We start from the raw sequence: 22,211 nt of genomic DNA on the forward strand, positions 1-22,211 counted from the left end.
TAGATAAACTATAATGATTTTTTTCAAAAATCATTATAGTGATCTATGAGTAAAATTGATTATATAAAAAATAGCTTTATCTTCATAATCAATAAAAAATGAATGACTTTTTAAAGAAATATTTTATATATGTTATTGATTTAAAAAGATAAAAGCTGTTGCTGAAAATCAGTTATTTTATTATTCTTGTTTATGAATGTCTTTACAGCTTCAGGGTAAAGTTTATGTTCAGCTTTAAGAACGCGTTGCGCTAAACTATCAGCAGTATCGTTTGAACATACTGGAACAGCGGCTTGAGCAATAATTTTACCTGCATCCATTTCTTCTGTCACAATATGAACGGTACAGCCAGTAATTTTAACACCTGCTTGTAAAACTCTTTCATGGGGATTTAAACCTTTAAATGAAGGTAAAAGAGAAGGGTGAATGTTTAGAATTCGTCCTTCATAAAAATTTATAAAATATGCAGAAATAAGACGCATATAACCTGCAAGACAGATAAGATCCGGCTGATATTGTTCTAAAATTGTAAGGATAGCTTTTTCGTGTGTTTCTCTTGTTGGATAATTTTTTCGATCCACAATATGAATGGATAGACCATTATCACGTGCTTTTTGGATGCCTGCAGCATGCGAGTTGTCACAAATAACTGCAGCAATTTCAGCAGGATACTCAGCTTGTTGACTCGCTTTAGCGAGAGAGACCATATTGCTTCCATTGCCAGAAATAAAAACAATAATTTGCTTTTTCATAAGTTAAGTGTACCTTTATAGATAATTTTTTTACCTTGATTTTTTATTAAAGTACCAAGGAGAATAGCTGTTTCCCCTTGAGTTTCGAGTTCCTTTAGGATGGTTTCAGCTGAATTTTGCGCGACAATAACAATCATGCCAATACCACAGTTGAATGTTCGTAACATTTCTGTTGTTGTTACTCCACCTTGTTTAGCAATCCATGAAAATACTGGTGGAATGTTAATAGCAGAAAGATTAATTTCAGCGCAAAGAGAAGAGGGAAGTACACGTGGAATATTCTCAGAAAACCCACCTCCCGTTATGTGAGCTAGAGCTTTGATTCCTATGTCGTTTCTTATAATTGGTAAGAGTGATTTTACATAAATTTTAGTTGGTATCAAAAGCGATTCGCCAAGATTTATTTGAGGATTAAAAGGAGCGGGTTGATCCCACTTAAGATTGTTTTGTTCAACAATTCGTCTAACAAGAGAAAAACCGTTAGAATGAATTCCAGAGGAATGAAGACCTAAAATAATATCTCCTTCCACAAGATTTGGGGAGGGCAATAATGTGCTACGTTCAGCTGCACCTACTGCAAAGCCTGCTAAGTCATAATCTCCTTCAGCGTACATTCCAGGCATTTCTGCCGTTTCTCCACCTATAAGAGCTGCCCCTGCTTGCTGGCATCCTTTTGCAATTCCAGAAATAATTGAAACACCTTGTTCAGCATCAAGTTTTCCAGTTGCAAAATAATCGAGGAAAAATAGTGGTTCAGCTCCTTGTACAATTAAATCATTGACACACATGGCTACAAGATCAATGCCAATGCTATTATGGATACCAACTTCAATAGCGATTTTTAATTTTGTACCAACACCATCATTGGAGGCTACAAGAATGGGATCAGTATATCCGGCAGCTTTTAAATCAAATAAACCGCCAAATCCTCCAATTTCGGTGTTTGCTCCTATTCGTTTTGTTGAACGAATATAAGGTTTAATTTTTTCTACCATAGCATTGCCCATATCAATATCAACGCCGGCTTCTGCATAGGTAAGGCTATTATTAGATTTATTATTTACTGAATGTTGATTGCTCATTGGAGCCTTCCTTATGGAAAATCAGATGTTGATATGATGTTGATATTATGCATGCCACGACAGAGCTATCTCTGCAAGAGGTATTAATATTGAACACCCAAGAAATAAATGATTGTTTGCTTGACCCAAATGAAAGAAACTGCATAATTCTTTATAGAGATTTTTTGAAATCTTTATAAATTTGAAATCTTTATGAAGAAGATATTTAAGTTGTTAATATGAATAAGATATTAGATAGTTACAACACGACCAATGAAAAAGAAAATTAGTGAGAATAAAATTCAAGATTATTATATAGGTTATACACAAGTTCCATTATCAAACAGTATAAAAAAACAGATCTTTTTTTGGTTGGGAACATTATTTTTTTTCCTTTCCTTTATGTATATTTTTGGATCAGTTTTACTTCCTTTTATAGTGGGAATTGTCTTAGCCTATTTTTTAAATCCAATTGTTCAACTTCTTGAAAAGATTGGTATTCGTCGTGTTTTTGGTACAGTGCTGATTACTGTATTTATTATTGTTGTTTTTGTAACGTCTTTAATTCTTTTGATTCCCATTATTAGTTGGCAAATACAACAATTTGTCAGTAATGGTTTGCCGATTTATATTAATCGCATTCAAACTTTTTTAGTTGAGTATGATTTTAATTGGGTAAGGCGTTATTTTGGTAGTGATCCGGGTGAATTCCAAGCTAATATTAAAGCACTTTTAGGGCAAAGTTCTGATTTTATCGCCTCTCTTTTAAATTCACTTTTAAAATCAGGGAAGTCTATAGTGAGCATTGTGAGTCTCTTTACTGTAGCGCCTGTGGTAGCATTTTATATGTTGTTAGATTGGCCGCGTATGGTTGAAGCTGTTGATTCGTGGATACCGCGTGATCATGTTGAGACTGTTCGTGATATTTTTTATAAAATGGATCGAGCTGTTGCTGGTTTTATTCGTGGGCAAGGAACAGTTTGTTTAATACTCGGGGCGTATTATGCTATTGCTTTAACTATTCTTGAACTCAATTTTGGTCTTTTGATTGGTTTATTTGTAGGGCTCATTAGTTTTATCCCGTACATCGGCACAATGAGTGGTTTTGTTTTATCTGTTGGTGTTGCATGGGTTCAATTTTATCCCAATGAGTGGATTTGGATTGTTGTTGTTATAATTGTTTTTCTCATTGGTCAGTTTGTTGAAGGTTATATTCTTCAACCAAAACTTGTTGGTTCATCAGTTGGTCTTCATCCAGTATGGTTGATGTTTTCATTGTTTGCTTTTGGTTCTTTGTTTGGTTTTACGGGTATGCTTGTTGCTGTTCCTGCTGCTGCTGCCGTTGGTGTTTTGGTTCGTTTTGCTCTTCACACTTATCTTAGTTCTCGAATGTATTCGCAAAATGAGGATTTGGAGCCGCTAGAATGAATGAGTGTCAAACACAGTTGCCTCTAGATTTTTCTTATGAACCAGTTTTTACATTCGATGATTTAGTCGTTACAGATAGTAATCGGATGGCTTTTCAATTGATTAATCATTGGCCAAATTGGGTTTTTCCTGTTGCTGTCTTGGTTGGAAATAGAGGGTCTGGAAAGACGCATTTTTCTAGTGTATGGGCACAAAAAGCCAATGCTTTAAGCATTCACAATGATGAAATTGATCAAGCAATTTCTTTAGTATCTTCAGGAAAATCGTTCTTAATTGAAGATATTGATGCGCGTGAAATTAGCGAAACAGGACTTTTTCATTTAATTAATAGTATTAAACAAGCGAATCTGGATAAGATTCAAGCGACCTTATTGATTACTGCACGTAAATTACCATCAGCATGGAATTTAAAATTAAATGATTTAAAAAGTCGTCTTAATTCGGTTACATTAGTTACGATTGAACAACCTGATGATACTTTATTAACAGCTATCGCTTTTAAAATTTTTTCTGATCGGCAAATTGTTGTTCAGCCAGATGTTATCCATTATCTTGTGAGTCGCTGTGAGAGATCTTTATTTTCATTAAGACGTGTTATTGATTCCATTGATCGTTTAGCTTTACAAAAAAAAAGAAAAATAACCCGCGCTGTTGTTGGAGAAGTTCTTAATATGCATACTTGGTAAAAGAATGAGGCAATCGAAGAATTGTTTTTTGAATTTTATTATAGAAAATCATGTAACTTGAAAAAAAAGTATATAGAGAAGTCTTCAATCTATAAGAAAATATAATAAAATTTAAAAAAAAGTGTGTTTAGCTCTTGCACTTCTGTTGTGAAAATTTTAGGGAAGGTATGTCGAATAAAAATGACGGAGCGTAGCGCAGCCTGGTAGCGCACCTGATTTGGGATCAGGGGGTCGTAGGTTCGAATCCTATCGCTCCGACCATTTTTATTTTGATCGGGATAATGAAGCTGTTAGATAATATGTATTCAGAAGGTGTTGTTTATATGTTTCATCATCTAAAGGAAGAAAACCATGGTTGCACGTATCTATAGTCCAGCAAAAACTGCAATGCAGTCAGGGAAAGCGAATACTGGTTTTTGGATTCTTCAATATGAACCAGAACAAGCGAAAATGCTTGAACCTCTTATGGGGTACACCGCAACATCTGATATCAATAGTCAGGTAAAAATTCGCTTTAAAATGAAGGAAGAGGCAATTGCTTTTGCCGTAAAAAATTCTATTCCTTATCGTGTAGAAAAATCATGTAAAATTTCGCGACGAGCTATTTCATATTCTGATAATTTTCGTTGTGATCGTCAGCAGTCTTGGACACATTAAATGATCGATTGGTCCCGTAGCTCAGTTGGATAGAGCAACGGCCTTCTAAGCCGTGGGTCACAGGTTCGAATCCTGTCGGGATCACCAATTATCAATAGAATCAATGAGATGATCACAGTTCGCCAGGGTGTGAAAGTGACGTTTCATTTCATGAAATGATCATGTTTATTATATTTTTGATTATCCTTGATTTTGTGTGCTTTTATGGACGCACCCAGTAATATTTTCACTCAGTTGAAAAAGTAGATTATAAAAGAGCTAAAAAATTCCTATTATTCGTAACCACTTTAAATTATTAGTTTTGTCATTTGTAATTCTTGATATTTTTATTAAAAAGAGTGTTTCGTATATAATGGTTGTGTGTGTAAGTAGATAAATTTTTGAATATCAGAGTCAGAAAGAGATAAAATAGCGATTGTTAATTTAAAGTTTTAAGATGAATGAAATGACAGAAAATAAGATGGAAATAATCACTAAAGCGAGAGTTCTTGCTGAATGCGAAAAAAAACCACGTAGGTGGTATGTTCGTGAGTGCATGGAAATTCAAAAAGAAAAACTGATTGCAAACTTCTGTTCTCTAACCTTGAAAAAATGCTAATAAAATCAAATTATTATTTTGTATAAAATTAGAAATCAAAACTTGTCGGGATCATCATCAAGTTTGTAGAATCAAGTATGCAGAATTTTTTATACTTTTTGATTCTTTTTATTTATCTTTTCAAATTATACATTAAATATTTAAAATATCCTTTGAAGCAATTTTTTTAAAAATCACGAGGATAATTTTTTATTTTATTAGATGATTTTATGATGAGAACTATCGAAGATATTGATAGAAAAGTCATCTATTAATTAAAAACTTATAGTGGTAATGTTAATTCCAAAAGTATTTTTAGTTTTTATTCTTGTTCAGTTTGAAAAGATATTTTTATCGCAAGCACTACGAATTCTTTATAGTTTATAATTTTTTTATTATTTTATTTTAGCTAAGCGATAATGTACCTTAATTTATAAAGGGTGGAGTTATTTAATGCTAAAAAAAGTAATGATCGTGGAAGACAATGAACTTAATATGAAATTATTCCGTGATCTTGTAGAAGCAAGTGGTTATGAAACCGTTGAAACTCGGAATGGCCTTGCTGCATTAAATTTAGCACGCTCATCAAAACCTTCTCTTATTCTTATGGATATTCAATTACCTGAAGTTTCAGGCATTGATATTATTAAGCAGTTAAAAAAAGATGAAGAACTTAAATCCATTCCTGTTGTTGCAGTAACTGCTTTTGCTATGAAAGGAGATGAAGAGCGGATTCGTGCAAGTGGATGTGAAGAATATATGTCGAAACCTATTTCCGTTCCTCATTTTATTACGATGGTAAAGAATTTTTTGGACTGAAGTTTTTAATTTTTTTGATATCGAAATAAAAATTTTAAAAATATTAGGAATATTATTTTAAAAAAACTTTTGTGTTGTCTTTTGATACAAAAAACCCCGCTACAAGCGAGGTTATCTGTGTCATATAAAAGCAAAAAATTATCGTTTTGAGAATTGGAAAGAACGACGTGCTTTTGCTCTACCGTGTTTTTTACGTTCAACAACACGACTATCACGCGTAAGAAATCCATTTTTCTTTAAAATGGGGCGAAGCTCTGGTTCGTAATAGGTTAATGCTTTTGAAATTCCGTGACGTACAGCACCTGCTTGACCAGAAAGGCCTCCACCTGAAACGGTTGCAACAATATCAAATTGAGTATCTCTTTTTGCTATAACAATAGGTTGACGCAAAATCATTCTAAGAACAGGACGAGCAAAATACTTATCAAATTCTTTATTGTTGATAATAATTTTTCCAGAACCTGGTTTGACCCATACACGAGCAACAGCATCTTTACGTTTTCCTGTTGCGTAGGCACGTCCTTGAGAATCAAGCTTCTGCACGTGAACAGGAGCGACATTTTTATTAATTTCTACGTCGTTTGTTGCAGCATTTAATTGAGAAAGAGAATTCATTTCAGCCATAATTAAGCGATCCTTTTATTTTTGCGGTTCAGAGCACCAACATCAAGAATTTCGGGCTGTTGTGCTGCATGCGGATGTTGATCACCAGCATAAACACGGAGATTCTTCATTTGACGGCGACCAAGTGGGCCACGGGGGATCATACGCTCTACGGCTTTTTCAACAACTCGTTCAGGAAAACGACCTTCAAGAATCTGACGAGCCGTACGTTCTTTTATTCCACCAATATAACCAGTGTGCCAATAATATTTTTTATTGGTATATTTTTTACCAGTAAGAGCTATTTTTCCTGCGTTAATCACAATGACATTATCACCATCGTCAACGTGTGGAGTGAAAGTAGCTTTGTGTTTCCCACGTAAGCGGTTTGCAACGAGTGTAGCAAGACGACCTAAAACTAGGTTTTCTGCATCAATAATAACCCATTTCTTCACCACTTCAGTTGGCTTTTGCGAAAAAGTTGCCATAGAAGCTAATCCTTTGTTGAATCCCTCTATAAATTGAGGGCATTTTTTGTTGCTTAATGTTGTGAAATATTACCACAACGAAACACACTCTATCGTATGTTGTTTTTTTGATATAATGTCTTACCATCTGCGTCAAGAAAAAATAAAAACCAGTACTCTGTATAGAAGGGACATTATAATATTTTTATTAAACAAATTGAATGAATATTTTGGAACTAAGTAATCTTTTGTAATAAGCATGTTTCGTTGTAAATATTGATTGTACCTTAACTCCTTTTATTATACAGAAATAACAATGCAGCATCTTCGTTATTTTCTCGATGTTGAATCTTCTGCTTGCGGTCAGGCATGGCTTGATGCTCTTGATGTACCAAGAGCAAATAATGCTCGCGCTATTTCTCAAAAATTTGGTTTACCGGATCAGTTAGCCCGTGTCCTTTCGGCAAGAAATGTTGATGAATCTGAAGCAATTACTTTTATCAATCCAACATTGCGCACGTTAATGCCTAATCCAAAAAGCTTCAGAGATATGGAATGTGCAGCAGAACGTTTGGTGCAAGCGATTATAAAGCAAGAGAAAATTGCTATTTTTGGTGATTATGATGTTGATGGTGCATGTTCATCAGCTCTTCTTGCACGCTTTATGTGTTGTTTTGGCCTAGACGTAAAAATTTATATTCCTGATCGCATTGTTGAAGGTTATGGTCCAAATGAGCAAGCAATGAAGAATCTTGTGCAAGAAGGAGCTAGCTTAATTATTACTGTTGATTGTGGTGCAAACAGTCCAGATGCTGTGAAAGCTGCTCGGCTTGCGGGAGCTGACGTTGTGGTTCTCGATCATCATCAAATGGCGGATATTCATTCTGAAGCCGTTGCTCTTGTTAACCCTAATCGCCCAGATGATTTTTCTGAACAAGGACACCTATGCGCTGCAGGTGTTGTATTTGTTACATTAGCGTGGGTTAATCACTTATTACGGGAAAAGAAATGGGGAAAGAAACTCCCAGATCTTATGGGAATGCTTGATCTTGTTGCGTTGGCGACTATATGCGACATTGTTCCTTTACAGGGGGTTAATCGTGCTTTTGTGATTAAAGGGCTTCAAGTTGCACGTTCTATGAATAATCCTGGAATAGAAGCTTTAACAAGAGTCTCTCGTATTGGTGAACCTCTTAATACTTTTCATCTAGGTTTTTTACTGGGTCCTAGAATTAATGCTGGGGGGCGTATTGGAGATCAGGCTCTAGGGGCGCGTTTACTTTGCTGTGATGATAGAGATGAAGCTGAAAAAATGGCAAAACAATTGGATCAGCTTAATCAAGAACGCCAAGAAATGGAGAGTATTCAATTAGCTCAAGCAGAGGCTTATATTGATAATTTGTGTCAAAATTCAGAAATACCATCGTCACTTGTCATTGCTCATCAAGAGTGGCATCCAGGCATTGTTGGTCTTCTTGCATCTCGTTTAAAAGAACGTTTTTTTTGTCCGGTTTTTGCAATTGCTTTAAAAAAAGATGGAAGTGGTACGGGATCAGGGCGTTCAATTAACGGTATAGATATTGGTATGATTGTTCGTGAAGCGGTTACATTAGGTCTGCTAGAAAAGGGTGGGGGACATACTATGGCAGCTGGATTGACAATCCAGTGGGAAAAAATTGAAATTTTTCGAGATTGGTTAGAAAAAAAAGTCTCGTCAATGGTTTCAGATTTACGTATTAAAAGATCTCTTTATATTGATGGTTGTCTTTCTGCTTCTGGTGCCAATAAAGATCTTTTTGATATGATTGAAAAAGCGGGGCCTTTTGGTTCAGGCAATACGAAACCAGTTTTTGTTTTTCCATCTCATCGATTGATCAATTTATGTGAATTTGGAAAAGGACATCTTCGTCTTTCTTTTTCTAATATTGAAGGTAAAAAATTACAAGGAATAGCTTTTCGTGCAGCAGAAACACCGCTCGGGCATTTTCTTTCTAACAATATTGGTAAAACAATACATTTGGCAGGGAATCTTAACCTGAATCACTGGAAAGGAAACACTTGTTTGCAGTTACACGTTATTGATGCAGCTGCAGTAACTTGATTATTTGGTCAATAATTTTTTGAAAATTATATATCTAAATTATGCGAAAAAGTAGCATTTTCTTGTATAAATCGAAACCGTGCCTCTGGTTTTGTTCCCATTAAATTTTCCACTGTTTTTTTCGTTTCTTGTATTTCAAGGGAGTCGATAGAAACACGTAAGAGTGTTCGTTTTTGAGGATTCATGGTTGTTTCTTTCAATTGTTCAGCACGCATTTCTCCCAATCCTTTAAACCGTCCAATTTCGATTTTAGCTTTTCCAGTAAATTCTGTTTTGAGTAATTCATCTTTATGGGCATCATCTCGTGCATAAGCTATCTTTCCTCCTTGCGATATTCTGTAAAGAGGAGGCACAGCGAGATATAAATGTCCATGACGGATAAGATCAGGCATTTCCTGAAAGAAAAAAGTAATTAAAAGTGATGCAATATGAGCACCGTCAACATCTGCATCTGTCATAATAATAATACGCTCATATCTGAGATCTGCTTCACGATATTTTGAACGTGTTCCACATCCAAGAGCAAGAATAAGATCATTAATTGTTTGACTTGAGCTCATTTTTTCACGTGCAGCACTGGCTACATTTAAAATTTTTCCACGAAGAGGCAAAATGGCTTGATTTGCTCTGTTACGTGCTTGTTTGGCAGAACCACCAGCGGAATCTCCTTCAACGATAAATAGTTCAGCACCTTCAGCAGTATTTTGACTACAGTCTGCTAATTTACCTGGCAAACGTAATTTTCGCACAGCTGTTTTTCGATTTATTTCTCTATCTTTGCGTCGTTTAACACGTTCTTCAGCGCGTTCAATAACCCATTCAAGAAGTTTTTTTGCTTCTTGTGGAGAATTAGCAAGCCAATGATCAAAAGGATCACGGATTGCATTTTCGACAATACGTTGTGCCTCAATTGTTGCTAATCTATCTTTTGTTTGACCAACAAATTCTGGCTCTCTGATGAAAACTGAAAGTATTGCAACTGTTGAAATCATTACGTCATCGGATGTAATAATAGCTGCACGTTTATTTCCTACTAATTCAGCATAAGATTTCAAACCACGCAGAAGAGCTTGTCTTAATCCTAATTCATGCGTTCCACCTTCTCCAGTAGGAATCGTATTACAATAAGATTTTACATTAGCGTCACCGCCGTGCCAAGCGACAGCCCATTCAACCGAACCATGAGCACCGTGTTGTTGTGTTTTTCCAGAAAAAATCTCAGTTGTTACACGGTATTCCTGTTCCAAGGATGATAATAAATAATCTTTAAGCCCATCAGGAAAATAAAAAACATCTTTTTCAGGAATATTTTTGATATTCTTAAGGATTAAAGGATCACAATTCCAACGAATTTTTACTCCACCAAAAAGATAGGCTTTTGAGCGTGCCATTGTATAAATTTTTTCTGGTTCAAAAGCTATTTCCTCACCAAAAATTTCACGATCAGGATGGAAGCGAATTCGTGTTCCGCGTCGGTTGTAAACATCACCTAATTCCTCTAAACTAGATTGAGGAATACCGCGTGAAAAACGTTGGCGATAAAGTTTTCTTTCTCGTGCTACTTCAACTTCCATGTTATCAGAAAGTGCATTAACAACAGAAACACCTACACCGTGCAATCCACCAGAAGTTTGATAAGCTTTTCCATCAAATTTTGCACCTGAGTGGAGTTGTGTCATAATGACTTCAAGAGTAGATTTATCTGGCATTTGGGGATGATTTTCGACAGGAATGCCTCGTCCATTATCTGTAACTGTTAAATAACCGTCTGCATCCAAAGATACGTCAATTAAATCAGCATAGCCGGCGACAGCTTCATCCATTGCATTGTCAATGATTTCGGCAAATAAATGGTGAAGTGCTTTACTGTCAGTTCCACCGATATACATTCCAGGCCGTAAACGTACAGGCTCTAAACCTTCAAGAACTCGAATAGATAAGGCATTATAATCCTCTTCTTTTGTATTGTTTTTTTCGACAGATACAGGAGCGACTGAAGAGATTACTTTTGGTTTTTCTAGATTTTTTTGAGCTTGTACGTTCATTTCTGTTTGGGATTGAGCATTATTCAAAATGCTAAAAAGATCTTTATGATTATTGCTCATAGTGTTTCATTATCTATCTAAGTTTAAATTTTCTTAAATAAATTTTTAATCCTAAAAAATATGCCTGCTTTTTATTTAAACATTAATGTATTTAAGAAACATTTACTGTTGGACCAAAAATTTGTTCGAATGCTTTTTTCATAGCAATATCAACATCATGTATTGTAACGGGTAAGCCCAAATCAAGCAAGCTAGTTACACCATGATTAGCAATCCCGCAAGGAACAATACCTGAGTAGTGAGATAAATCAGGATCAACGTTGATAGCAATTCCATGAAAACTGATCCATTTTCGCACACGGATACCAATTGCTGCAATTTTATCTTCAGCGGGGTTTCCATTTGCTGTTGGTGGTCGATCGGGGCGTACAATCCAAACACCAACACGGTCTTCGCGACGTTCTCCTTTAATGTTAAATTGTGCAAGTGTTAGTATAATCCATTCTTCTAATGCACTGATAAAAGCACGTATATCTTGTTTACGATGCTTTAGATTAAGCATAACATAGGCAATACGCTGTCCTGGACCATGGTATGTAAATTCACCACCACGTCCTGCTTCGTAAATAGGAAATAAATTAGGTGTCAATAAATCTTCTTTTTTAGCACTTGTTCCGGCTGTATAAAGAGGTGGATGTTCAAGAAGCCAAACTTGTTCACGTGCAGTTTCTGCAGAAATATTTTCTACTCGCTCTTGCATGTAGCGAAGCGCTTCTGGATATTCGATCAAGTTATCACTTATTTTCCATTCAATTGGTGAAGTTTGACAAGTCGTTTTAAAGTGATGCGATAATTGATCGCGATTTATATGTTTCAATTCGAATGTCATTACTAATATTTACGTTTGAGTTCTCTGTATTTCTTATATTTCAATTAGTCATAGAATAGGATATTGGTTTATTGATTAAAGTCAAAATAGAAAATGAGAGATATCAGCATTTTTCTACTTATTTTGTTAGAAATATGAAAGAGACGCTCTTATTTATTGATTGTATAATATAATAAAAGTTGAGTAGTTGAAAAGCTTTTGAATTAATATTTTGTATTACTAATTTCTATCATTATATTGTTTTTTCTAGTTTTTTATGAACAACATTGAAATTTAATATTTTAAGACAACTCAGAAAAATCAAATAAAGTTAGATTAAAGGTTGTAAAAACTGATGTGTTCTAGTGAAGAATAACTCAATAAATACTTAAGTAATAAATTATTTTTATTAGAGTATAAGTTTTTTCATTAAAAGGTGTTTTACCATCTTCCTGATGCACCACCACCGCCTGATGATCCTCCACCTCCTTTAAATCTTCGATCGCTTGGAAATTGATTGAATTTTCTACCATAGCGTCTACTCGTAGAATTTAAACCGATGAACCAGAGGGTGAAAGTGATCCCTAGCCATCGGTATTTTCGAGGACTTATTTTTTCACCAAAAAACATTGCTAAAATAGGTAAACCAATCATTATAAAAAAGATTAAAAATATAACTGCATCCGCAATCATTTTTTCTTTTTCAGTTTGTTTACGTTGTATTTCAATATTTTTTGCTTGTGCTTTGATTCGAAAAGAAAATTCGGAATCATTTTTTGTAATTATGTTAGTAATTATATTAATTGCTTCAATGATTCCTTTTTGATAATTTTTTTCGCGAAAATGAGGCAAAAGATAATTATTAATAATAATTGAGGAAATTGCGTCTGTTAATTCTCCTTCCAAACCATAGCCTACTTCAATACGCACTGCATGTTCGTTTGGTGCGACAATAAGAAGGACACCATTATTGATTTGTTTTTGACCCAACGCCCATTTTCGGAAAAGAAAATTGCTATAAGTTTCAATATCCATTCCCGAAAGAGTTGGAATTGTAACAACGACAATTTGATCTCCTGATTTTTCTTCTATTTCAGTTAGTTTTTCTGTTAGGTCTCTTATCGTTGCATGATCCAGTAAATGAGCCGTATCATTGATGTGACCAGTCAAAAGAGGAAATTGAGATTGTGAATAAGCAACATCATGCAATGTAATCATCCACAGAAGACCCATAAGAGCTAACAAATGTGGAAAAATATTACGCCGAATAGGGTGTCGAACAGATGTCATTTAATTAAAGTTAACTTTTGGTGTTTGTTGATTGTTGCTATCAATAACAAATGTTTGCATAGGTTTAGCGTCACGAAACCATAATTTTGCCCAAATCATTGTTGGCATTGTTTTAAGTGTAGTGTTATATGTTCGTACAGCTTCAATATAATCACGACGAGCAACAGCAATACGATTTTCAGTTCCTTCTAATTGTGATTGAAGAGCAAGAAAGTTCTGATTTGCTTTAAGGTCTGGGTAATTTTCAACAACAGCCATAAGACGTGAAAGTGCGCTCGATAAACTTTCTTGATTATTCAGATATTGTTGCATAATTTGCGGGTTGTTTAACATATTGGCGTTAATAACTGTCTGTGTTGCTTTTGCGCGTGCTTCAATAACATCTGTCAGTACAGTTTTTTCATGAGAAGCATAAGCCTTAACGGTTTCTACAAGATTGGGAATAAGATCTGTTCTGCGTTGGTATTGATTTAATACTTCACTCCATGCAGCATGTGCTTTTTCTTCCTGTGTTGGTATCGCATTAAATCCGCAACCACTTAAGAATGATATTAAAAATATTATGAAGATGGCGGTCAAAAACCGTTTTGAAAATATAGTCATAGAAAAAATAGATGAAATTGGTGCAGTTAATGCATTTGACATAAGAATATCTCCAAAGCTGTTTATTATGCAATATAGAACGTATTTATATATGAAAAGTATTTTGAATTTTGCAAACAAACAGTTTGATAATCTATCAGTTCATTTGTTTTTATAAATTTTTAATATTTATCTTTATTGATTAATTTATTTCTTTAGAAGAAATTTAATTCAGATATAGTATAATGTTATATTACTTATTTCCAATAAGTGATTATATCTGAGAAGGTTTTAAAACTATAAAATTATATAGGATCAATAGAGAATTTTAATAAACCTAAGTGAACGAAGAACAATCCATCTCTTCGCTTTAATATTTATATTTCATTAAAATTAAAAATTGAAATGTTGCATGTAAGATTAAAGAAACATGGTGGGCGATGAGAGACTCGAACTCCCGACATCCTCGGTGTAAACGAGGCGCTCTACCAGCTGAGCTAATCGCCCGATGCAATCGTCTATAATTAATCGGATGAGCACTCTTTAAGGAATTTTTTTTAAAAACACAAGGATAAAGATGTAAAAAGATGTTATTTATTTGATTTTTTAAAAAAATGCGTAAGTGTACTTGACATGAGCGCATGAACCCCTTACACGACCTTATTATATCATGACTTCGAAAAGATGCGCGGGTGTAGCTCAGTTGGTTAGAGTGCTGGCCTGTCACGCCGGAGGTCGCGGGTTCGAGCCCCGTCACTCGCGCCATTTCGATTTTCTCATTGTTTTCAAATGTTTTGTCCATATAAATTCGTGATAATTACAGTGTTGGCTGTAATTTTTTGATTTAATTTTTTCCTTTCAGAATTTATGGTTTGTGAGAGTAGGGGGGTTGCGTCTTTCTTTGCTCTGCGGTACTTATTTAAAGTGATATCACCTTTGTGATATCTTTTGAATTTTTACAAAATAATTAACAGTAAATAAGTAGAATGAATAGAATAACCATTACAATTTATATTTTGATCTAGACAATATTGGATGATTACGTTAATTCAGACACTTCATTAAGGCGGAAAAAGTAATGGCACACTTGTTGAATTCTTATTTACCAGTGTTAATTTTTATTGTTGTTTCAGCAATTATTTCTGGTGTCCTTTTAATTATACCTTATATTGTAGCTTATCGCGCTCCTGATCCTGAAAAATTATCAGCTTATGAATGTGGATTTAATTCGTTTGATGATGCGCGTATGAAATTTGATATTCGGTTTTATCTTGTCGCAATTTTGTTTATTATTTTTGACCTTGAAGTTGCTTTTCTTTTTCCTTGGGCTGTTTCATTTGGTGCGATAGGTGTGTTTGGTTTTTGGTCGATGATTGTATTTTTGGCAATTTTGACGATTGGATTTATTTATGAATGGAAGAAGGGGGCTCTTGAATGGGATTGATTTATAATAACTCAACAGTTGTTGCTCCTAAGTCAAAAGGACTTATTGATCCGAATACTGGTGAATTAATAGGTTCTAATGATGATTTTTTTCGTGATATTAATGCTGAATTGGATGATAAGGGTTTTTTAGTAACTTCTGTAGATTCTTTGGTGACTTGGGCTCGTACGGGGTCATTAATGTGGATGAGTTTTGGTTTGGCGTGTTGTGCTGTTGAAATGATGCAGTGTTCAATGCCTCATTATGATAACGAACGCTTTGGATATGCTCCTCGCGCTTCACCTCGTCAGTCAGATGTGATGGTGGTCGCTGGTACTCTAACCAATAAAATGGCGCCTGCTTTACGTAAAGTGTATGATCAAATGCCCGAGCCACGCTATGTGATTTCTATGGGATCGTGTGCAAACGGTGGTGGATATTATCATTATTCTTATTCTGTTGTGCGTGGTTGCGATCGTATTGTGCCAGTGGATATTTATGTTCCAGGATGTCCTCCTACAGCAGAGGCATTGTTATACGGTATATTGTTGTTACAGAAAAAAATTCGTCGTACTGGATCTATAGAGAGATAAGGGCTTTGAAATGATAAATGAATCATTGGTCGAGCTTAATACCTACTTGAAAGATACATTGAAAGATAAATTGGAAGAGAGTGTCATTGCATTTGGCGAATTGACAATTGTATCGCGTCTTAATGACATTATTGATGTTTTGCTATTTGTTCGTGATGATTCTCGTTGTCAATTTATTAATATTATAGATATTAGTGGAGTTGATTATCCTTCTCGCGATAAACGTTTTGATGTTTCTTATCAATTGTTATCTCCTCGTCAGAATTTGCGTTTGCGTGTTAAGGTTCGTACTGACGAAACTATTCCAGTTGCTTCTGCTTGTTCGGTTTATCCTGGAGCGGAGTGGTATGAGCGTGAAGTCTATGACATGTATGGTATCTTATTTTCAGGCCATCCAGATTTAAGACGCATCTTAACTGATTATGGGTTTGAGGGGCATCCTTTGCGTAAAGATTTTCCTGTAACAGGATTCGTTGAATGTCGTTATGATAATGAGGAGAAACGGGTTATTTATGAGCCTGTTGTTCTTAGGCAAGAAATGCGTAATTTTGATTTTCTTTCTCCTTGGGAAGGAGGAGAGTATGTTTTGCCATGCAATGACAAAACGAATGGTAAAAAATAACATTAGAGCTGATGGTATTAACGTGATATTAAAGTAATAAGATGGTTGATATAATTGAATGCTTTTGGCTTAACGAGCACAATCAATATGTGGATACAATTTTTGTATAGAGCTGTTGGTTTTGGTGAAAAGCTTTATTAATGTTCAATCAGGGGTATATCTAAAAAGAATCAAGGGGTTTGATTGTGGCTGAGGTCAATGTCCGAAACTTTAATATTAATTTTGGTCCGCAGCATCCCGCGGCACATGGCGTTTTGCGTATGGTTTTGGAGTTAGATGGTGAAGTTGTTGAGCGTGTAGATCCGCATATTGGATTATTGCATCGTGGTACCGAAAAATTAATGGAAACAAAAACATATCTTCAGGCAGGTCCTTATTTGGATCGTTTGGATTATGTTGCTCCTATGAATCAAGAGCATGCTTTTGTGCTTGCGATTGAAAAACTATTGGGTGTTGAGGTTCCGAAACGAGGGCAATTAATTCGTGTTTTATTTTCTGAAATTGGGCGTATTCTTAATCACTTACTTAATGTAACAACGCAGGCAATGGATGTTGGTGCTTTGACGCCTCCACTTTGGGGTTTTGAGCAGCGCGAAAAATTGATGATTTTTTATGAACGTGCATGCGGCGCGCGCCTTCATGCAAATTATTTTCGTCCCGGTGGTGTCCATCAGGATTTGCCTGAATCTTTAATTGAAGATATTGGTAATTTTATTGATCCATTTCTTGTTGCACTTAATAACCTTGATCAACTTATAACTCCAAATCGAATTTTTAAACAGCGTAATGTTGATATTGGTGTAGTGAGTATTGATGATGCTTGGGCGCGCGGTTTTTCTGGAGTGATGATCCGAGGAGCAGGTGTTCCTTGGGATTTGCGTAAAAGCCAACCTTATGAATGTTATGAAGAAATGGAATTTGATATTCCAGTAGGTAAAAATAGCGATTGTTATGATCGTTATCTTATTCGTATGGAAGAAATGCGTCAATCAGCAAAAATTATGCGTCAGTGTGTTAATCGTTTACTTAGTACTGAAAAAAACGGGCCTGTTTCAAGTTTAGATCGTAAAATTGTACCACCAAAGCGTAGCGAAATGAAAAGTTCGATGGAAGCGCTGATTCATCATTTTAAGCTCTATACAGAGGGTTTTCGTACACCTCCTGGTGAAGTTTACGTTGCTGTGGAAGCTCCAAAGGGTGAATTTGGTGTTTATCTTATTTCTGATGGTACCAATAAACCTTATCGTGTTAAATTACGCGCTCCTGGATTCGCTCATCTTCAAGCTATGGATTTTTTAACACGAGGTCATATGCTGGCAGATGCAACAGCCATTTTGGGTTCTATTGATGTTGTTTTTGGGGAGATTGATCGCTAATGTCTGTACGTCGCCTTGCAGATGATATCCATCAACCAGCAGAGTTTTCTTTTACAAAAGAAAATCAGGTATGGGTACAAAATACCATAAAAAAATATCCTGCGGGGCGTGAACAATCCGCTGTGATTCCTTTATTGATGCGTGCTCAAGAGCAAGAAGGTTGGGTGACACGCGCTGCAATTGAGCACGTGGCTCAAGTGCTTTCTATGGCGTATATTCGTGTTTTAGAGATTGCAACTTTTTATACTCAATTTCAGTTGAATCCTGTTGGAACAAAAGCACATATTCAAGTGTGTGGAACTACCCCTTGTATGTTACGCGGTTCCGATGAGTTGATTAAAGTTTGCCAGAAAAAAATTCACCATGATCCTTGTGTTCCTAATCAAGATGGAACCTTGTCTTGGGAAGAAGTGGAATGTCTTGGTGCATGTGTTAATGCTCCTATGGTTATGATTTTTAAAGATACTTATGAAGATCTCACGGCTGAGCGTCTTGAAGAAATTATTGATACATTTGCGGCTGGTAAAGGATCTGATATTATTGTTGGGCCGCAAAATGGTCGTAAGTCATCGGAGCCTATTGGTTATTTAACTTCTTTTATTGAAGAGGATAAAGAAAAAAAATCATTTCAATCTTTAAAAAAGAAAAAGAGTAGTGAATAAATTGAAATAGAGTCAGTATTGTTTTTTGTTGATAATTTTTTTATTTACTCTGCATTTTGAGTAATTATTAACTGAAAATAGAAATCTTGAAAAAATGTTTGGGGATTGAATTGAAGAAAATGCTAAAAATGCTGTCTGTAATAAATAAAAGGGGCGGATATGCTAGCTGATGAAGATCGCATTTTCACTAATATTTATGGTTTGCAAGATAAATCGCTGAAGGCCGCAATGTTGCGTGGTCATTGGGATGAAACTAAAACGATTATAGAAAAGGGTCGTGACTGGATTATCAATGAAGTGAAGGCATCGGGGTTGCGTGGTCGCGGAGGTGCTGGTTTTTCTACTGGTCTGAAATGGTCCTTTATGCCTAAACAAAATGATGGTCGACCGCATTATTTGGTCGTTAATGCTGATGAATCAGAACCGGGAACGTGTAAAGATCGTGATATCTTACGGCATGATCCACATACTTTGATTGAAGGATGTGTTATTGCAACTTTTGCGATGGGAGCAAATGTCGCTTTTATTTATGTTCGTGGTGAATATATTCGCGAGCGCGAAGCGCTTCAAGCTGCTATTGATGAATGTTATAATGCTGGTTTCCTTGGTAAAAAAACAAAACATGGGCATGCTTGTGATATTATCGTACATCATGGTGCAGGTGCTTATATTTGTGGTGAAGAAACGGCACTTCTTGAAAGTCTTGAAGGGAAAAAAGGGCAGCCTCGGCTTAAACCGCCGTTTCCTGCAAATATGGGAATTTATGGTTGTCCAACAACGGTGAACAATGTGGAGTCGATAGCGGTTGTTCCAACGATTTTGCGCCGAGGGGCTTCATGGTTTTCGTCAATTGGACGTGAGAATAATGTTGGAACAAAGTTGTTTATGGTTTCTGGTCACGTTAATACACCGTGCACATTTGAAGAAGCTATGGGGGTTTCTTTTCGGGAATTAATTGAAAAGCATGCAGGAGGTATTCGTGGTGGATGGGATAATCTTTTAGCGGTCATTCCAGGTGGTGTTTCTTGCCCTGTTGTTCGTGGAGAAGATATGGCTGATGCGATCATGGATTTTGATGGTATGCGTGATGTTGGGTCTTCTTTTGGGACTGGTGGTATGATTGTTATGGATAAATCAACGGATATCATTAAGGCAATTTGGCGTATAGCAGCTTTTTTTAAACATGAAAGCTGCGGACAATGCACACCATGTCGCGAGGGTACGGGGTGGATGATGCGTCTTTTAAAGCGTATGATTGAAGGGAAAGCACAAAAACGCGAAATTGATCTTTTGTTTGAGATTTCTAAACAGGTTGAAGGGCATACTATTTGTGCTCTTGGTGATGCTGCAGCATGGCCTGTTCAGGGATTGATTCGTAATTTTCGTTCGGAGATTGAGCGAAGGATTGATGACTATACGCGCAATGCAGTTCAAAGCAAACATATTGCTTTAGAGGCTGTGAGATAAAAAATCTAATTTGAAAAATGAATTGTAAATTTGTGTTAATTATCTGCGGACTGGATGAATGATGATAAATATCAAGGTTGATGGTAAAGAAATTGAAGTTCCTGATTATTATACATTACTTCAAGCCGCTGAAGCTGCGGGTGCTGAGGTTCCCCGTTTTTGTTTTCATGAGTCTTTATCAATAGCAGGAAATTGTCGTATGTGTTTGGTTGAGGTTAAGGGTGGTCCTCCAAAGCCTCAAGCTTCTTGTGCAATGGGTGTTCGTGATTTGCGATTAGGGCCAAATGGTGAAATTCCTGAAATATTTACCAATACAGAGATGGTAAAGAAAGCGCGAGAAGGCGTTATGGAATTTCTATTGATCAATCATCCATTAGATTGTCCTGTATGTGATCAGGGTGGGGAGTGCGATCTTCAAGATCAAGCAATGTTTTATGGCCGTGATTGTTCTCGTTACACAGAAGATAAACGAGCAGTAGAAGATAAATATATTGGTCCGCTTGTAAAGACTGTTATGACACGATGTATTCATTGTACACGTTGTGTTCGTTTTACAACAGAAGTTGCAGGAATTTCGGAACTTGGTTTGATTGGTCGTGGTGAGGATGCTGAAATTACGACATATCTTGAAAAAGCGATGACATCTGAATTGCAAGGAAACGTGATTGATCTTTGTCCGGTAGGTGCTTTAACCTCAAAACCTTATGCGTTTCACGCGCGTCCATGGGAATTGATTAAAACGGAATCTATTGATGTTATGGATGGACTTGGGAGTGCTATTCGGATTGATAGCCGTGGTCGCGAAGTGATGCGAATAATGCCGCGTGTTAATGAAGATGTAAATGAAGAATGGATTTCTGATAAGACACGTTTTATTTGGGATGGGTTGCGGACTCAACGACTTGATAAACCATATATTCGCAAGGATGATAGACTTCAACCGGCAAGTTGGTCAGAAGCTTTTGCAAAAATTAAACTGGCGATTTCTGAAACTTCAGCAGAAAAAATTGGCGCAATTGCTGGAGATCTTGCATCTGTTGAAGAAATGTATGCACTCAAAAAATTATTGATGTCTTTAGGATCACAAGTATTTGATTGTCGTCAAAGAGGTTTGGTTTTATCATCTGAGTTAGGGCGTTCAAGTTACATTTTCAATCCAACAATCGCGGGGATTGAAAAAGCTGATGCACTTCTTATTGTGGGATCTAATCCGCGTATAGAAGCGGCAGTTTTAAATGCACGTATTTTAAAACGTCAACGAAAAGGGAATTTCCCAATTGCACTCATTGGAGAGCAGGTCGATTTACGTTATCCTTACTCCCATCTTGGGAATGGTGCAAAGGCTTTAAGTGAACTTATTCGTGGAAAAAATGCTTTTTTAAATGTGCTGAAAGAAGCTGAGAGACCTCTTATTCTTATTGGCGAAGGAGCAATTTCAGGAAAAGAAGGTTTATCTGTTCTAAAAAGTCTTGCTAAGTTAGCTGATATGGTTGGAGCTCTTAATGAAGAATGGAATGGATTTGGTGTTCTACATAGTGTTGCATCAACTGTTGGTGGATTGGATATAGGTTTCACTTCTCAACTTGGTGTTGAAAATATTGTTGAAACTTGTGATGTTTTATTTCTACTTGGAGCTGATGAAATAGAATTAACTAATAAAAAGGCTTTTACAATTTATATTGGCAGTCATGGTGATAATGGGGCTCATGCTGCAGATGTCATTTTACCTGCATCAGCTTATACTGAAAAATCAGGAATTTATGTTAATATGGAAGGTCGCGTTCAAATGACAAACCGAGCTGGTTTTGCTCCAGGTGAAGCAAAAGAAGATTGGGCCATTTTACGTGCTTTATCTGATGTTTTAGAAAAGAAGCTTCCTTTTGATTCGTTATTACAATTAAGACAAAATTTATTTAGTGATTTTCCACATTTTTGCGCCATTGATGATATTATGCCTTCGTGTATAACTGATCTGAAAGCGCTCGGTTCACAAATGACTGATTTAGGAACGCAAACATTTACTTCTGTGGTTAAAGATTTTTATTTGACAAATCCTATAGCGCGTGCATCTGCGGTTATGGCTGAATGTTCATCTCTTGCAAAGCATCGTATCACAGAAGCTGTAAAGTAAG

The 22,211-nt window shown here is 35.9% G+C and carries 20 protein-coding genes and 4 tRNA genes; 15 read left to right on the plus strand and 9 right to left on the minus strand.

Annotation, left to right across the window (positions count from 1 at the left end; all coding sequences use genetic code 11):
- Nucleotides 1-140: 140 nt before the first annotated feature.
- Complete coding sequence (gene purN, locus NPY00_RS01840; RefSeq protein WP_269020335.1) at nt 141-752, minus strand: phosphoribosylglycinamide formyltransferase; 612 nt, start codon at nt 750-752, stop codon at nt 141-143.
- The gene (gene purM / locus NPY00_RS01845; RefSeq protein ID WP_269020336.1) at nt 749-1,834 is read right to left on the minus strand and encodes a phosphoribosylformylglycinamidine cyclo-ligase; all 1,086 of its coding nucleotides are present in this window, start codon (nt 1,832-1,834) and stop codon (nt 749-751) included. Before purM ends, purN begins: the two co-directional genes overlap by 4 nt.
- A gap of 252 nt (nt 1,835-2,086) precedes the next feature.
- Here purM and NPY00_RS01850 point away from each other — a divergent pair, with 252 nt between their 5' ends.
- From NPY00_RS01850 to NPY00_RS01875, 6 genes are all read left to right on the plus strand, one after another.
- Nucleotides 2,087-3,241: an AI-2E family transporter gene (locus NPY00_RS01850; protein WP_269020337.1), complete on the plus strand. Its 1,155-nt coding sequence runs from the start codon at nt 2,087-2,089 to the stop codon at nt 3,239-3,241.
- Nucleotides 3,238-3,927: a DnaA regulatory inactivator HdaA gene (gene hdaA, locus NPY00_RS01855; protein WP_269020338.1), complete on the plus strand. Its 690-nt coding sequence runs from the start codon at nt 3,238-3,240 to the stop codon at nt 3,925-3,927. The genes NPY00_RS01850 and hdaA overlap by 4 nt, the downstream gene beginning before the upstream one ends.
- 184 nt (nt 3,928-4,111) lie before the next feature.
- Nucleotides 4,112-4,188: transfer RNA gene (locus NPY00_RS01860), tRNA-Pro, on the plus strand.
- 90 nt (nt 4,189-4,278) lie between these two features.
- On the plus strand, nt 4,279-4,584 hold the full coding sequence (locus tag NPY00_RS01865) for an ETC complex I subunit (protein WP_269020339.1): 306 nt from the start codon (nt 4,279-4,281) through the stop codon (nt 4,582-4,584).
- 10 nt (nt 4,585-4,594) lie between these two features.
- Nucleotides 4,595-4,671 (plus strand) — tRNA-Arg (locus tag NPY00_RS01870).
- Nucleotides 4,672-5,614: 943 nt separating this feature from the next.
- Nucleotides 5,615-5,980, plus strand: a complete 366-nt coding sequence (locus NPY00_RS01875) for a response regulator (RefSeq protein WP_269020340.1) — start codon at nt 5,615-5,617, stop codon at nt 5,978-5,980.
- Between the two features lie 138 nt (nt 5,981-6,118).
- Here the strand turns inward: NPY00_RS01875 and rpsI are convergent, their stop codons facing one another.
- Both rpsI and rplM read right to left on the minus strand, forming a co-directional pair.
- The gene (rpsI, locus tag NPY00_RS01880; RefSeq protein ID WP_269020341.1) at nt 6,119-6,604 is read right to left on the minus strand and encodes a 30S ribosomal protein S9; all 486 of its coding nucleotides are present in this window, start codon (nt 6,602-6,604) and stop codon (nt 6,119-6,121) included.
- Between the two features lie 2 nt (nt 6,605-6,606).
- The gene (rplM, locus tag NPY00_RS01885; RefSeq protein WP_269020342.1) at nt 6,607-7,071 is read right to left on the minus strand and encodes a 50S ribosomal protein L13; all 465 of its coding nucleotides are present in this window, start codon (nt 7,069-7,071) and stop codon (nt 6,607-6,609) included.
- Between the two features lie 295 nt (nt 7,072-7,366).
- Here rplM and recJ point away from each other — a divergent pair, with 295 nt between their 5' ends.
- Nucleotides 7,367-9,151 (plus strand): single-stranded-DNA-specific exonuclease RecJ, encoded by a 1,785-nt coding sequence (recJ, locus tag NPY00_RS01890; RefSeq protein ID WP_269020343.1) that lies wholly within the window; start codon nt 7,367-7,369, stop codon nt 9,149-9,151.
- A 26-nt stretch (nt 9,152-9,177) separates the two neighbouring features.
- On the opposite strand, the gene parE is transcribed toward recJ, so the two are convergent.
- From parE to NPY00_RS01915, 5 genes are all read right to left on the minus strand, one after another.
- Entirely contained in the window at nt 9,178-11,256 is a 2,079-nt protein-coding gene (parE, locus tag NPY00_RS01895; RefSeq protein WP_269020344.1) for a DNA topoisomerase IV subunit B, read from the minus strand.
- 91 nt (nt 11,257-11,347) lie between these two features.
- Nucleotides 11,348-12,085: a lipoyl(octanoyl) transferase LipB gene (lipB, locus tag NPY00_RS01900; protein ID WP_269020345.1), complete on the minus strand. Its 738-nt coding sequence runs from the start codon at nt 12,083-12,085 to the stop codon at nt 11,348-11,350.
- A 420-nt stretch (nt 12,086-12,505) separates the two neighbouring features.
- The gene (locus NPY00_RS01905) at nt 12,506-13,354 is read right to left on the minus strand and encodes a TPM domain-containing protein (protein WP_269020346.1); all 849 of its coding nucleotides are present in this window, start codon (nt 13,352-13,354) and stop codon (nt 12,506-12,508) included.
- On the minus strand, nt 13,355-13,999 hold the full coding sequence (locus NPY00_RS01910) for a LemA family protein (RefSeq protein ID WP_269020347.1): 645 nt from the start codon (nt 13,997-13,999) through the stop codon (nt 13,355-13,357).
- Between the two features lie 368 nt (nt 14,000-14,367).
- A tRNA-Val gene (locus tag NPY00_RS01915) sits at nt 14,368-14,443 on the minus strand.
- A 181-nt stretch (nt 14,444-14,624) separates the two neighbouring features.
- Here NPY00_RS01915 and NPY00_RS01920 point away from each other — a divergent pair.
- The 8 genes from NPY00_RS01920 (at nt 14,625) to nuoG (ending at nt 22,210) form a co-directional block, all read left to right on the plus strand.
- Nucleotides 14,625-14,701 (plus strand) — tRNA-Asp (locus tag NPY00_RS01920).
- Nucleotides 14,702-15,014: 313 nt separating this feature from the next.
- A complete protein-coding gene (locus tag NPY00_RS01925; RefSeq protein ID WP_269020348.1) occupies nt 15,015-15,380 on the plus strand; it encodes an NADH-quinone oxidoreductase subunit A in 366 nt (121 codons plus the stop codon).
- Nucleotides 15,371-15,952: a NuoB/complex I 20 kDa subunit family protein gene (locus NPY00_RS01930; RefSeq protein WP_269020349.1), complete on the plus strand. Its 582-nt coding sequence runs from the start codon at nt 15,371-15,373 to the stop codon at nt 15,950-15,952. Before NPY00_RS01925 ends, NPY00_RS01930 begins: the two co-directional genes overlap by 10 nt.
- Nucleotides 15,953-15,962: 10 nt before the next feature.
- The gene (locus tag NPY00_RS01935; protein ID WP_269020350.1) at nt 15,963-16,574 is read left to right on the plus strand and encodes an NADH-quinone oxidoreductase subunit C; all 612 of its coding nucleotides are present in this window, start codon (nt 15,963-15,965) and stop codon (nt 16,572-16,574) included.
- Nucleotides 16,575-16,759: 185 nt separating this feature from the next.
- Complete coding sequence (locus NPY00_RS01940; protein ID WP_269020351.1) at nt 16,760-17,950, plus strand: NADH-quinone oxidoreductase subunit D; 1,191 nt, start codon at nt 16,760-16,762, stop codon at nt 17,948-17,950.
- Nucleotides 17,950-18,612 (plus strand): NADH-quinone oxidoreductase subunit NuoE, encoded by a 663-nt coding sequence (nuoE, locus tag NPY00_RS01945; RefSeq protein ID WP_269020352.1) that lies wholly within the window; start codon nt 17,950-17,952, stop codon nt 18,610-18,612. Before NPY00_RS01940 ends, nuoE begins: the two co-directional genes overlap by 1 nt.
- 159 nt (nt 18,613-18,771) lie before the next feature.
- Nucleotides 18,772-20,079 (plus strand): NADH-quinone oxidoreductase subunit NuoF, encoded by a 1,308-nt coding sequence (nuoF, locus tag NPY00_RS01950; RefSeq protein ID WP_269020353.1) that lies wholly within the window; start codon nt 18,772-18,774, stop codon nt 20,077-20,079.
- Nucleotides 20,080-20,140: 61 nt separating this feature from the next.
- Nucleotides 20,141-22,210, plus strand: a complete 2,070-nt coding sequence (nuoG, locus tag NPY00_RS01955; RefSeq protein WP_269020538.1) for an NADH-quinone oxidoreductase subunit NuoG — start codon at nt 20,141-20,143, stop codon at nt 22,208-22,210.
- Nucleotide 22,211 lies beyond the last annotated feature (1 nt).

Source organism: Bartonella sp. F02 (assembly GCF_026929975.1).
GTDB lineage: Bacteria > Pseudomonadota > Alphaproteobacteria > Rhizobiales > Rhizobiaceae > Bartonella.